This window comes from Aestuariicoccus sp. MJ-SS9, assembly GCF_032586235.1.
In the GTDB taxonomy this organism is placed as follows: domain Bacteria; phylum Pseudomonadota; class Alphaproteobacteria; order Rhodobacterales; family Rhodobacteraceae; genus Aestuariicoccus.
Genome location: NZ_JAWHTD010000010.1, coordinates 49902 through 62888, shown reverse-complemented (window position 1 = coordinate 62888; position 12987 = coordinate 49902). Strand labels below are relative to the sequence as shown.

The window sequence follows — 12987 nt, the reverse complement described above, 5'->3', positions numbered from 1 at the left end:
GTTTCGCTGACCTTGGATACCGCAGGCATCGCCTGAGCCAGGCCAGACCGATCGGGCCGAAAGGCCATTCACGTGCGCCCGGATCGCTTTTTGCGGCGGGTGAAAAATGGGCGCCCCGGGCCGCAAGACCCGGAGAGCGTCGGAGAAGAAACGCGATGACGCGCGCGACGAACCTGAGGCACGAGAGACAAGACAAATCGTCTTGCCGTGCCCGTTTACACGGTTCAGCGCCCGATCTCGCCCTGACAAGACACGTCCCAAACGCGCTGCGCCCGCCTGGGCGCGGGGCCGTTCGGTCGTGCAAACGGACAACATGGCAAAGAAAATGCTCATCGACGCCACCCACGCGGAAGAGACCCGCGTCGTGGTGGTGGACGGAAACAAGGTCGAGGAATTCGATTTTGAATCCGAAAACAAGCGCCAGCTCGCTGGCAACATCTATCTCGCAAAGGTAACCCGGGTCGAACCGTCGCTTCAGGCGGCCTTCGTCGATTACGGCGGCAATCGCCACGGGTTCCTGGCGTTCTCGGAAATCCATCCGGATTACTACCAGATCCCCGTCGCCGACCGTAAGGCGCTGATGGAGGAAGAGGCGGCCCTGGCCGAGGCGCAGTCGCGCGAGGAAGAAGAAGACAAAAAGCCCAAGCGCTCGCGCTCGCGGCGCGGCGGCGCGTCGAAGGCCGAAAAGACCTCCAGCGGCGACAAGAGCGTCAGCACGGAAGCCGGTGAAATCAAGGGGATGGAAACCATCGACCTTGAAGAGGGCGAAACGCTCAACGAGGCCGGCGAAGAGGGCGAAGGCCTGTCGCCGATGGAAACCGTCGCCGAAACCCCGGTCGAAGAGCCCGCGGACGACAGCGCCGAAGAGGCCTCGGCTTCGTCAGAAGCAGAGGCGGATGAGGTGCCCGCTGCCGAGGACGACAGCGACGACGAGGATACGCACAAGGGCAAGGACGCCTCGGCGCGCGACGAAAACATCGAATCGGTGGCCGACGACGACACCGAGGAAGACATCCGCCCGCCGCGCAAACCGCGCCCGCGCCGCTACAAGATCCAGGAGGTCATCAAGGTCCGCCAGATCATGCTGGTGCAGGTGGTCAAGGAAGAGCGCGGCAACAAGGGCGCTGCGCTGACGACCTACCTCAGCCTTGCAGGCCGCTACTGCGTGCTGATGCCCAATACCGCCCGCGGCGGCGGGATCAGCCGCAAGATCACCAATGCCGCGGACCGCTCCAAGCTCAAGGAAATCGCCAATTCCATCGAAGTGCCCAAGGGCGCGGGGCTGATCATCCGCACCGCCGGCGCCAAGCGCACCAAGACCGAGATCAAGCGCGATTACGAATACCTTTTCCGCCTGTGGGAGCAGATCCGCAAGCTGACGCTGGAATCCATCGCGCCGGCCAAGATCTATGAAGAGGGCGACCTGATCAAACGCTCGATCCGCGATCTTTATAACCGCGAGATCGACGAGGTTCTGGTGGAGGGCGAGCGCGGCTACCGCATCGCCAAGGACTTCATGAAGATGATCATGCCGTCCCACGCCAAGAACGTGAAACATTACGTCGACCAGATGCCGCTCTTCGCGCGCCACCAGGTGGAATCGTACCTGTCGGCCATGTTCAACCCGACGGTGCAGCTGAAATCCGGCGGCTATATCGTGATCGGCGTGACCGAGGCGCTGGTGGCCATTGACGTGAACTCGGGCCGCGCCACCAAGGAAGGCTCGATCGAGGAAACCGCGCTCAAGACCAACCTCGAGGCCGCCGACGAGGTGGCCCGCCAGCTGCGCCTGCGCGACCTTGCGGGCCTGATCGTGATCGACTTCATCGACATGGACGAGCGCAAGAACAACGCCGCCGTCGAGAAGCGGATGAAGGACCGGCTCAAGACCGACCGTGCGCGCATCCAGGTCGGCCGCATCTCGGGCTTCGGCCTGATGGAGATGTCGCGCCAGCGCCTGCGCCCCGGCATGATCGAGGCGACGACCCAGCCGTGCCCGGCCTGTCACGGCACCGGCCTCATTCGGTCGGACGACAACATGGCGCTGTCGATACTGCGCCAGATCGAGGAAGAGGGCGTACGCCGCCGCTCGCGCGAGGTGCTGGTCAAATGCCCGGTGGGCATCGCCAACTACCTGATCAACCAAAAGCGCGAACACGTGGCCCAGATCGAGGCGCGCTATGGTCTGTCGGTGCGGATCGAGGGCGATGTGCACCTGGTCAGCCCGGATTTCTCGATGGAGAAGTTCAAGACCGCGACCCGCTCGGTGCCCGAAGTGGCGGCACCCGTGGTGTCGGTGGACACCTCGCTGATGGACCAGATCGACGAAGACGCCGCCGAGGCCGAGGAGGACGAAGCGCCCGAAGCCCCCGGCCAGCCGCCGGCCAGCGAAGAGGGCGATGGCGGCAAGCCCAAGAAGCGCCGCCGCCGCCGCCGCCGCTCGCGCTCGAAATCGAAGGAAAGCGCGGAGGAGGGCAACGGGTCGTCGTCTGACGAGAACGGCTCGGCTGACGAGAGCGCTGCGGAGGAGCCCGCGGCAGAGGTCGAGGCCGCAGCAGAGACCACGGCCGAGCCGGCCGAAGGCGAGGCTGCCGAGGCCGACAGGCCAAAGGCCAAGTCGACCCGGTCGCGCAGCCGCTCGCGCTCGTCCAAGTCGCGCAAGGAAGAAGAGGCCACCGTCGCCGAGGAGGCCGTGACCGCCGACGCCGTCCAGAGCGCCGAGGCCGAAGCGCCTGCCGCCGCCGAGGCCCCTGCCGAAGCGCCCGCCGCCGAGGCCCCCGAGGCTGAAGCGCCCGCGGCGGAAGAGCCGGAAAAGCCCAAGCGCAAACCGCGCACGCGCAGCCGGAAAAAGGCCGAACCCGCGCCGGAGCCCGAAGCGGCCGAATCCGCGCCTGAGGTGACCGAACCTGCAGCCGAAGCGCCTGCGGAGCCCGCAGCGGCGGAACCCGCCCCGGCGCCGGAACCTGCCCCGGCGCCGGAACCCGCGCCCGCGCCGGAACCGGCCGAAGCCGAAGCGCAGCCCGAGCCGCAGGAGGCAGTGGTCGAGACGGCGGTCGAAGAGGAATCCAAGCCCAAGAAACGCGGCTGGTGGTCGCTGGGCCGCTGAGCCGGACCTGAATATCCATGCAAGCGCCCGGTGCCGACAGGCCCCGGGCGTTTTGCGTTCAACCCTTGCGGATGACCCAGATAATGGCCGCGCCGTCTTCGGTCTGGGCCTCGATGATGTGCCCGGCCTCGGTGCAGAAGTGTGGCACGTCGACGATCGCCGCCGGATCGTCGGTCACAAGGCGCAGGGTCTCGCCCGGTTGCAGGGCAGACAGGCGCTTGCGCGCCTTCAGCACGGGCAGGGGGCAGAGCAGGCCGGTGGCGTCGAGATCGTGGGTCATGGCGGCAGGCTTAGGCAATGTATTACAGAGTGTCCACAACGTTGTGACATAAGGTCAGGTGACGCCAGTCGCGGGCTGGCATAAGAGTGTTCCATGTTCGGAATCGAAATCATCGACGCCAGTCTTGCCCCGGCGATGGCGGTGGCGCTTTTCGCGGGGGTGATCTCGTTCCTGAGCCCTTGCGTGCTGCCCATCGTGCCGCCTTATCTGGCCTATATGTCCGGCGTCAGCCTGGCCGAAATGGAGGCTGGGGGCGCGGCGCGCCGCAAGGCCATCGTGGCGGCGCTGTTTTTCGTGCTGGGGCTGTCGACGATCTTTATACTGCTGGGGTTCACCGCCTCGGCGTTCGGCATGTTCTTTTTGCAAAATCAGGTGCTTCTGGCGCGTATTTCAGGTGCGGTGGTGATCCTCTTCGGGCTGCATTTCCTTGGGGTCTTCCGCATCCCCTTCCTCGACCGCGAGGCGCGGATGGATGCGGGTGATGCCGGAGGATCGGCCTTTGGCGCCTATATTCTGGGGCTGGCTTTCGCCTTTGGCTGGACCCCCTGCATCGGCCCGCAGCTGGGCGCGATCCTGAGCCTTGCGGCCTCGGAGGCGTCGGTCGCGCGGGGCACCGTGCTGCTGGGGGTTTATGCCGCCGGGCTTGGGTTGCCGTTCCTTTTGGCGGCCATATTCCTGACCCGGGCCATGGGGCTGATGCAGCGCATCAAGCGGCATATGGGGCTGATCGAGAAGGTCATGGGGCTGCTGTTGGTGGCAGTGGGGCTGGCGCTGCTGACGGGTGCGTTCACCACGTTTTCGTTCTGGCTGCTGGACACGTTTCCGGCGCTGGGGGCGCTTGGCTGATTGTTTCAGCCGCCGCCACAGTCTTGCCGGATTGGGATGATAAGCGCATTCTCGGGGCAAGAGGAACCAGAGCATGGCAGAGCAGAGTCAGGATGTGCGCCGTCGCCGGGTGTTCTACATCCCGGGATACGACCCGATTCATCCCCGCCGCTACCGCGAGCTTTACCGCAAGGAGGGCGCCGCGCAGGCCGGGATCAGCGGCTATGAGATCGCGCTGAAGCCCAAGACCACCAAAGGCCCTTACGGCTGGCATGTGGACGCGCGGATTGGCGGGGCCGAGGTGCAGGCGGATGTCGAGGTGCTGGTCTGGTCGGATATCGTGCGCCAGAGCATGTCGACCTCTATCCCCGCGACCTATTGGCAGCTGGTTCGCACGGCTTGGGAATATATCGGCACGGGCGCGATGCGGCGGTTGATGATGCTGCGCAAGGGGCCGGTGATCGCAGCGCTTTATCCCATCGGGATGCTGCTGTTTCAGCTTCTGGTGGCGGTGCTTTTGGGCTGGGCGGGGTTCGCGGTGGTGGGGGTCCTCGGCCCCTGGCTGGGCCTCGTCGCGACGGCGCTGGGGCTTGGTGTCTGGGCGGGGATCGTGGTCGTGGTGTTGCGCTGGTTCCAGGCCAGGGACGGCAAGCTTTTCGCCTATTACCTGATGCATGACTATGCCTATTCGGCGCGTTATCGCGGCGCAAATCCACCCGAGCTTGAGGCGCGGATGGCCGAGTTCGCCGAGACCATCGCGGCGGCGCTGAGGGACGATGTCGACGAGGTTCTGGTGGTGGGCCACAGCTCGGGTGCGCATCTGGCGGTGTCGATCCTCGCCGATCTCATCCGCGCGGGCCGGGTGCCCGCGAACGGCCCGGCGCTGGCGTTTCTGAGCCTCGGCCAAGTGGTGCCGATGGTGTCCTTCCTGCGCCGCGCCGACCGGCTGCGCGCCGATCTGCGGTATCTCAGCGCCCGCGAAGAGCTGACCTGGGTCGACGTGACCGCCCCCGGCGACGGCTGCGCCTTTGCGCTTTGCGATCCGGTGGCGGTGTCGGGGGTGGCGCCCGAGAACAAGAAATGGCCGCTGGTCTTTTCGGCGCAGTTCACCAAGTCGCTGTCGCCCGAGAGGTGGGCCGAACTGCGCTGGCGGTTCTTCCGGCTGCATTTCCAGTATCTCTGCGCCTTCGACCGGCCGCTGGATTACGATTATTTCCAGATCACCGCCGGGCCCGTGACTTTGGGCGCGCGCTATGCCGGAAGGCCACCGTCTGCCAGCCGGATCGATGTGCCGGCGTCGAAATTCACCAGCGTGGCGGCATGATCCCACCCAAGCCGCCGTCGCGGCCCGACAAGGTGTCGCTCTGGCGTTATGCGCGGCTCTTTCGGGCCGACATACTGTCGGCGCAGCCCGCGCGGCTTTACCGCGCCTGGATGGCCGAGTTTCGCACGCCGTTCTTCCGGTCGTATCTGCTCAACCAGCCCGATCTGGTGAAGACCGTGCTGAAGGACCGGCCGCGCGATTTTCCGAAATCCGACCGGATCGGCGAGGGGCTGCGGCCGCTGCTGGGGCAGTCGGTCTTTCTAACCAACGGCGCGACATGGGAGCGGCAGCGTCGGATCATCGATCCCGCGTTCGAGGGCGGTCGCCTGCGCGCCACCTGGCCCGCGATGTTCGCCGCCGCGCAATCGGCGCGGGCGCGGCTTGCGGCGCGCGCGGGCGAGGTGGTCGAGATCGAGGAGCAGACCAGCCATGCGGCGGCGGATGTGATCTTTCGCACGCTCTTTTCGATCCCCATCGAGGATCGCGTGGCGCAGGACGTGTTCCGCGAATTCCGCGCTTATCAGCGCACCCAGCCGATCCTGAACCTTGCGGCCTTTGTCCCGCTGCCGCGCTGGATGCCGCGGTTTTTCCGGCGCGACACGAGGGCGGCGGCGCGGCGCATCCGGGGGCTGATCGGAGAGCTGACCGAGGCGCGGATGAAGGCGATCCGCGCAGGGACCGCGCCGGAGGATTTGGCGACCAAGATCATGACCACGCCCGACCCCGAGACCGGCGAGACCTTTACCGCCGGGGAAATGGTCGATCAGGTGGCGATCTTTTTCCTGGCCGGGCACGAGACCAGCGCCAGCGCTCTGGCCTGGGCGCTTTATCTGCTGGCCACGCATCCCGAGTGGCAGGAGAGAGTGGCGCAGGAGGCGCAAAACCTGACGGAGGATTTCGCCAGCCTGTCGAACCTGCGCGTGACGCGGGACGTGTTCCGCGAGGCGCTGCGGCTTTATCCGCCGGTGCCGATGATGGTGCGCGAGACCACGCGGGCCGAACGCTTTCGCGACCGGGTTATTCCGAAAGGCGCGCAGATGGTGCTGAGCCCCTGGCATCTGCACCGGCACGAACGGCTGTGGGAGAACCCGGACGGTTTCGACCCCGCCCGCTGGGGCACCGACAACGGCCGGTCTTGCGCGCGCGAGGCCTATATGCCGTTCTCGGCCGGTCCGCGTGTCTGCACGGGGGCCGGTTTCGCCATGGCCGAGGGGGTTCTGTTGCTGGCGCTTTTGCTGCGGGATCTGCGGGTCGAGGCGCTGCCCGAACGGGTTCCCGAGCCGGTTGCGCATCTGACCGTCCGGGCGCGGGGCGGGATTTGGCTGCGCATCACGCCCCGCAAGGCCCATGTTAGCGACGAAGGTTAGCGATAACCCCGCGCGCGACGGCTAGGCGCGGGGCTGTGCATAAGGTAATCCTTTGGACGATCATGGATTTCAAAGGGTGGAGCGAAAGATGGGAACCGATCCGGACGTGACGGCAAAGCAGGCCGAGCAGATGCGCAGCGCCAGCGGCTTCATCGCCGCGCTGGACCAGTCGGGCGGCTCGACGCCCAAGGCGCTGCGGCTCTACGGCGTCGAGGAAAGCGATTACGCGGGTGACGAAGAGATGTTCGCCGAGATCCACGCGATGCGCGCGCGCATCATCACCGCGCCCTGCTTTACCAACGACAAGGTGATCGGCGCGATCCTGTTCGAGCGCACCATGCGCGGCGAGATCGACGGCAAGCCGGTGGCGCAGCTGCTGTGGGAGGACCGCGGGATCGTGCCGTTCCTCAAGATCGACAAGGGTCTGGAGGAAGAAAAGGACGGCGTGCAGCTGATGAAGCCGATGCCGGGTCTGGCCGATCTGCTGGCCGACGCGAACGGGTTCGGCATCTTCGGGACCAAGGAACGGTCGGTGATCCAGTCGGCCAATCAGGCGGGGATCGAGGCTGTGGTGGGCCAGCAATTCGCGGTGGCGCGGACGGTGCTGGACGCGGGGCTGATCCCTATCATCGAGCCCGAGGTCAACATCCATTCCGAGACCAAGGCCGAGGCCGAGGCGATGCTGAAGGCCGCGATCCTGACCCATCTGGACCGGCTGGGCGAGTGCGAGGAGGTGATGCTCAAGCTGACGATCCCGAGCGAGGACGGGCTTTACGACGATCTCGCCGATCATCCGGGGGTGATGCGGGTCGTGGCGCTGTCGGGCGGCTATTCCACCGACGAGGCCTGCGAGCGTCTGGCGCGCCAGCCCAAGATGATCGCGTCGTTCTCGCGCGCGCTGACCGAGGGGCTGTCGAAGCAGCAATCGGAGGCGGAGTTCAACGCGGCGCTGGGGGCCAATATCGACAAGATCGCGGCGGCGTCAGGCTGATCTGGTTTCGGCGCCTGCGGCGCCGACCGGAGTGGGGGGCCAGCCCCCCACACCCCCCGGGATATTTATGGATCAGTGAAGGGGGCGCGGGGCGCTATTTTTTTGGACCGGGCGCCGTAGAGGGTGCGGCGGTGGCCCTTGAGACGGTCGTCCAGATTGCTTGCGATCTTTTCCTGCAGGGCCTCGATTTCCGGGACGAGAAAATCGATCACCTCGCCGCAGTTCATGTTGATCAGGTGGTCTGGGGTATACATGACCAGATGAGCAGGGCGGCGGGGCGCTATTTCTTGAGCGGGACGCCGTAGAGTTCGAGGCGGTGGCCCTTGAGCCGGTAGCCCAGTTTCTCGGCGATCTTTTCCTGCAGGGCCTCGATTTCGGGGTCGAGGAATTCGATCACCTCGCCGGAATTCATGTCGATCAGGTGGTCGTGGTGGTCGCGTTCGGCATCCTCGTAGCGGGCGCGGCCGTCGCCGAATTCGACCTTGTCGAGAATGCCCGCCTCTTCGAAGAGCTTGACCGTGCGGTAGACGGTCGCGATGGAGATGCGCGGATCGCGCGCAGAGGCGCGGGCGTAGAGCTCTTCGACATCCGGGTGATCGGTCGCCTCTTGCAGCACCTCGGCGATGATGCGGCGCTGGTCGGTCATGCGCAGGCCTTTTGCCTCGCAGCGGCTGGTGATGGTGTCGGCCATGCGCCGGATGTCCTCGCGTCTGTCGGTCGTCTTACGCTTTTGCCAAATGCGGCGGGCGAGGCCAACACCTCATTGCGTGCATTTCCGCATAGGTGGTTGACTTTGGTACGCGCGCGGCCCATGTCCCTACCAAGTTTCCTGTTGGCCGCGTGAGCCGCCCCAGAGCCTTATGCGGCGGGGATGAGGAAACGCAAGCTTCCAACATCACGCGTGGAGCAGGGGCGGGCGCCCGCGACCGGCACGAGGCCGGCGGGGCGGACATCGCTTTTCCACCGAGACGGCCCGGGGGGCCGTGTGGCCCCGTTTTTCGATACGGGGTAGAGAGAGACGAATTTTGACTGATTTTACCACGATGGGTCTGCCGGATGCAGTGTTGCAGCGGCTGAACGACATGGGGCTGACCCAGCCCACCCCGATCCAGGCGCGGGCGATCCCGCTGGCGCTGGAGGGGCGCGATGTGATGGGGCTGGCGCAGACCGGCACCGGCAAGACCGCCGCCTTCGGCGTGCCGCTGGTCACGCGCATCGCCGAGATGGGCCGCCCCGCGCCGAAAGAGGTTCAGGGGCTGGTTCTGGCGCCCACGCGCGAACTGGCGGGCCAGATCGTCGCCGTGCTGCGCGCGCTTACAGAAGGCACGCGGATGAAGATCGGGTTGGTCGTGGGCGGCCAGTCGCTGAATGCGCAGGCCAACCGGCTGGAGAAGGGCACCGATATCCTGGTGGCGACGCCGGGCCGGCTGATCGACCTGCTTGAGCGCCGCGCGGTGCGGCTGGGCCAGGCGAAATACCTGGTGCTGGACGAGGCCGACCAGATGCTCGACATGGGGTTCATCCATGCGCTGCGTCAGATCGTGCCGCATCTGCCGGACGACCGCCAGACCATGCTCTTTTCGGCGACGATGCCCAAGATGATGGCCGAACTGGCCGGGTCGTATCTGAAAAACCCCGAGCGGATCGAGGTTTCGCCCCCGGGCAAGGCCGCCGACAAGATCACGCAGTCGCTGCATTTCATCGCCAAGGCCGAGAAATCGGCGCTGCTGGTCGAACTGCTGGACAAGCATCGCGACGAGCTGGCGCTGGTCTTTGCGCGCACCAAGCACGGGGCCGAGCGGCTGATGAAGTCGCTACAGAAGGCCGGCTTTGCCGCCGGGTCGATCCATGGCAACAAGAGCCAGGGGCAGCGCGACCGCGCGCTGAAGGCCTTCCGCGATGGCGAGCTGCGGGTGCTGGTGGCCACCGATGTGGCGGCGCGGGGGCTCGATATTCCGGCTGTGCGGCATGTCTACAACTACGATCTGCCGAATGTGCCGGACAATTACGTGCACCGTATCGGTCGGACCGCGCGTGCGGGCATGGACGGGCAGGCGGTGGCCTTTTGCGCGCCTGACGAAGTCAAGGAGCTGCGCGCGATCCAGAAGGTGATGAAGACGGAGATCCCCGTCGCCTCGGGCCGACCCTGGGAGGGTGTCGACACGCCCGCGCCCAAGCGCGGCGGCGCGCCCCGCAGGGACGGCGCCAAGCCTCGGTCCCAGCGGCGCAACCGTCCGGGCCGTGCGCGGCGCAAGGCCGCCTAGCGGCGCAGCTGGCGCGAAAGGTAAAGCGCCAGCGTCACGATCACGACCGCGCCCCCCGCGATCATGCGGGGGGTCGGCGCCTCTCCGGTGCCGAGCCAGACCCAGACCGGGCCAAGCGCGGTTTCCAGCAAGAGCAACAGACTGACATTGGCCGCCGCCGTGTGGCGCGCGGCGAAGGACAGCGAAAAGAACGACACCGGCAGGATCACCAGCCCGGTCACGAGGATCGCCCAGAGCGTGCCTTGGGTCATCTGCGCGGGTCCGGTGGCGAGCCAGCCGGTCGATCCGGCAAGCAAGGCGCCGATGCCGATGGCCAGCAGCAGCGGCACCTCAGGCGCCTGGCGCAGCATGGTGAAATTCGTGGCCAGCGACAGCGCCACGCCCAGCCCGCAGACCGCCCCCGCCAGAGCGCCGGGGCTGACCGCCAGGTCGCCCTTGCCGCTGACGGCGAGGGCAATGCCCGCCAGCACGAAGAGGATCGCGACCCAGGTGGCGCGCGGCGTGCGCTCGCCGAAGATCAGCCCCGACAACAGCGCGGCCCAAACCGGCGCGGTGGCCACGCCCAGCAGCATCACCGCGACCGGCGCGGTGGCGATGCCCACAGGAAACAGCAGGGCGTTGAAATATTGCGCCGCGATCACGATCAGGCCCGGGCCTGTGAGCGCCGCGCGCAGATCGAAGGCACGCGCGCGGCTCGTCATCAGCCAGAGTAGCAGAAAGAGCGTGCCGAGGCAGAGGCCGCGCCAGCCCAGCATCTGCAATCCCGCCATGCCCGACCAGCGCATGAAGAGCGCATCCGGCGTCAGCGTCAGCGCGCCGAAGGTCGCGAGGGCAAGCCCGAAGGCGGGGGTGCGTGTCATGGGCGGTGCGATCCGAAAGACGCGGCCCTAGGGCGGGCCGCGCGCCTGTGTCGTATCGCGGGCGTCAGTTGTAAAGCGGCTGAAGGCCCATCTGCATGTGCAGCGTGTTCACCGTTACCTCGTCCAGCCCCATGGCCCGCGCCAGCGCGTCGAGATATTGCGCCTCGGCGGCGGTGTCGACGCGGATGGTCATCAGCGAGGCGGAATAGACCTGCATCCGCTGCTGCTCGGGTGTGTCGGCGGCGAGCGCGTCGGCATCCACCGGCGCGTCGAGCTGGGCTTTGACGAAAGCGATGTCCTCGGCATCGGCATCGTCGCCCAAAGTGTCGAGGATCCGGGCCTTTTCGGCGGCGTCGATTTCGCCATCGGCCTTGGCGGCCTGGATCATCGCGCGCAGCATCAGCCCGGCGGTGGCCTCGGCCTCGGGGGCGGTGTCGCGGGTGTTGAACTGGTCGAGCATCGCGCCGACGCCCTTGCCCTGCAGCGCCGCCGCGCCGCCCGCCGCGGCCAGAAGGCCCGCAAGCCCGGTGCCGCCGGTCGGAACGCCGGACAAGAGCCCGCCTTTCTGGGCGTCCTGACCCGGTGACGCCGCGCCGCCCATGAGCGACGAAAGGTCGAAGCCCCCGGCCTGCATCTTGTCCATCATCGCGGCCATCGGGTTGTCGGCGCCACCGGCGCCGCCCATCATCGCGCCCAGGCCGTCTTGTTGCATCTGGGCCATCAGGTCCTGCATCGGATTGCCCGAGGCCCCGCCGCCCGACATCGCCTGACCGAGCTGCGCCTGCGCCGCCGCGGTGGGGTCCTTGCCCTTGATCTGCGCGCCGCCGCCCAGCAGGCCCTGCAAGCCGCCGCCGCCCGACAGCCTGTCGACGCCGCGCGCGGCGGCATAGCCGATGGCGACCTTCGCCAGAGTTGACATGAGACCCATTCCTGTTCCTCCCGATCCGGACGCGGCACCTTGCCGACAGCATGACAGATCGGGCGCGGCTGTAAACCTTTGGCCCCCGCGCGGCGTTCCGGGATTGACGCCGCGGCCGCAAGGCAGTCTAGGAGAGGCATGCAAAGACGGAGCTCCATCGATCTGGCGGGCGCGGCGGGGCTGGTGACCTTCGCCACGGTGCTGGCGTTCAACCAGGTGGTGATCAAGGTCACCAACGGCGGCTTTGGCCCGGTCTTCGCGGCCGGGCTGCGGTCGGTGCTGGCGCTGGGGATCCTTTTCCTGTGGGTTTGGGTCCGGGGCAAGCGCATCGCCGGTCTGCGCGAGACGTTCTGGCCGGGGATGATGCTGGGCGGGTTCTTTACGATCGAATTCGTGTTCCTGTTCATTGCGCTCGACCTGAGCACCGTGTCGCGGGTGTCGATCCTGTTTTATTCCATGCCGGTCTGGCTGGCGCTGATCGCGCATGTGGTGCTGCCGGGCGAGACGCTGAGCCGCCGCCGGGTGCTGGGTCTGGTGCTGGCCATGGCCGGGGTGGCCTGGGCGCTGGCCGATCCAGAGAGCCGCGGCGCGGGCGATTGGCGCGGCGATGCGCTGGCGCTGGCGGCGGCGTTTGCCTGGTGTGGCATCGCGCTGACGGTGCGGGTGACCAAGGTGTCGACCTTGCAGCCTGAATCGCAGCTTTTCTGGCAGTTGAGCGTGTCGGCGGTGGGCCTCTGCGCGCTGGCGCCGCTCTTTGGCCCGCTGATGCGCGAGGTGGCGGCGGTGCATCTGTGGGGGCTGGGTTATCAGGCGCTGTTCGTGGCGAGCCTGGGGTTTCTGTTCTGGCTGCGGCTGATGTCGATCTATCCGGCCTCGGACATCGCGGCGTTCAGCTTTCTGTCGCCGGTGCTGTCGGTGCTGATGGGCTGGGCGCTTTTGGGTGAGCCGTTGGGGCCGGGGGTGATCGGCGGGCTGGGGCTGGTGGCGGTGGGGATCGTGCTGATCAACCGGCGCAAGCGCCCGGTGGTATAGCGTGCCGGGGGCGCTGCCC

Annotated in this window: 11 protein-coding genes and 1 pseudogene; 7 read left to right on the top strand and 5 right to left on the bottom strand. The window is 67.0% G+C overall.

Annotated elements, in window-relative coordinates; genetic code table 11:
- Nucleotides 1-313 precede the first annotated feature (313 nt).
- The gene (locus tag RXV88_RS09545; protein ID WP_316292316.1) at nucleotides 314-3106 is read left to right on the top strand and encodes a ribonuclease E/G; all 2793 of its coding nucleotides are present in this window, start codon (nucleotides 314-316) and stop codon (nucleotides 3104-3106) included.
- A gap of 58 nt (nucleotides 3107-3164) precedes the next feature.
- Here RXV88_RS09545 and RXV88_RS09540 read toward each other — a convergent pair whose 3' ends face one another.
- A complete protein-coding gene (locus RXV88_RS09540) occupies nucleotides 3165-3386 on the bottom strand; it encodes a sulfurtransferase TusA family protein (RefSeq protein ID WP_316292314.1) in 222 nt (73 codons plus the stop codon).
- A gap of 93 nt (nucleotides 3387-3479) precedes the next feature.
- Here RXV88_RS09540 and RXV88_RS09535 point away from each other — a divergent pair, with 93 nt between their 5' ends.
- From RXV88_RS09535 to RXV88_RS09520, 4 genes are all read left to right on the top strand, one after another.
- The gene (locus RXV88_RS09535) at nucleotides 3480-4232 is read left to right on the top strand and encodes a cytochrome c biogenesis CcdA family protein (protein WP_316292313.1); all 753 of its coding nucleotides are present in this window, start codon (nucleotides 3480-3482) and stop codon (nucleotides 4230-4232) included.
- A gap of 73 nt (nucleotides 4233-4305) precedes the next feature.
- Entirely contained in the window at nucleotides 4306-5535 is a 1230-nt protein-coding gene (locus tag RXV88_RS09530) for a hypothetical protein (protein WP_316292311.1), read from the top strand.
- Nucleotides 5532-6902, top strand: a complete 1371-nt coding sequence (locus RXV88_RS09525) for a cytochrome P450 (RefSeq protein WP_316292310.1) — start codon at nucleotides 5532-5534, stop codon at nucleotides 6900-6902. Before RXV88_RS09530 ends, RXV88_RS09525 begins: the two co-directional genes overlap by 4 nt.
- An 88-nt stretch (nucleotides 6903-6990) precedes the next feature.
- Nucleotides 6991-7893, top strand: coding sequence for a fructose bisphosphate aldolase (locus tag RXV88_RS09520; RefSeq protein WP_316292309.1), 903 nt, complete (start codon nucleotides 6991-6993; stop codon nucleotides 7891-7893).
- Between the two features lie 65 nt (nucleotides 7894-7958).
- On the opposite strand, the pseudogene RXV88_RS09515 reads toward RXV88_RS09520, so the two are convergent.
- Together RXV88_RS09515 and RXV88_RS09510 are read right to left on the bottom strand one after the other, a co-directional pair.
- Nucleotides 7959-8135 (bottom strand): annotated as a pseudogene (locus RXV88_RS09515) (transcriptional repressor); the annotation flags it as partial.
- Nucleotides 8136-8173: 38 nt separating this feature from the next.
- Entirely contained in the window at nucleotides 8174-8584 is a 411-nt protein-coding gene (locus RXV88_RS09510) for a Fur family transcriptional regulator (protein WP_316292307.1), read from the bottom strand.
- Between the two features lie 334 nt (nucleotides 8585-8918).
- Here RXV88_RS09510 and RXV88_RS09505 point away from each other — a divergent pair, with 334 nt between their 5' ends.
- A complete protein-coding gene (locus tag RXV88_RS09505) occupies nucleotides 8919-10157 on the top strand; it encodes a DEAD/DEAH box helicase (protein WP_316292305.1) in 1239 nt (412 codons plus the stop codon).
- Here RXV88_RS09505 and RXV88_RS09500 read toward each other — a convergent pair.
- Nucleotides 10154-11017 (bottom strand): DMT family transporter, encoded by an 864-nt coding sequence (locus RXV88_RS09500; protein WP_316292304.1) that lies wholly within the window; start codon nucleotides 11015-11017, stop codon nucleotides 10154-10156. The genes RXV88_RS09505 and RXV88_RS09500 overlap by 4 nt on opposite strands.
- Nucleotides 11018-11081: 64 nt before the next feature.
- Nucleotides 11082-11936 carry a DUF533 domain-containing protein gene (locus tag RXV88_RS09495; RefSeq protein ID WP_316292301.1) on the bottom strand — a complete coding sequence of 285 codons (855 nt, stop codon included), beginning with the start codon at nucleotides 11934-11936 and terminating at the stop codon, nucleotides 11082-11084.
- A gap of 138 nt (nucleotides 11937-12074) precedes the next feature.
- Here RXV88_RS09495 and RXV88_RS09490 point away from each other — a divergent pair, with 138 nt between their 5' ends.
- Nucleotides 12075-12968: a DMT family transporter gene (locus RXV88_RS09490; RefSeq protein ID WP_316292300.1), complete on the top strand. Its 894-nt coding sequence runs from the start codon at nucleotides 12075-12077 to the stop codon at nucleotides 12966-12968.
- Nucleotides 12969-12987 lie beyond the last annotated feature (19 nt).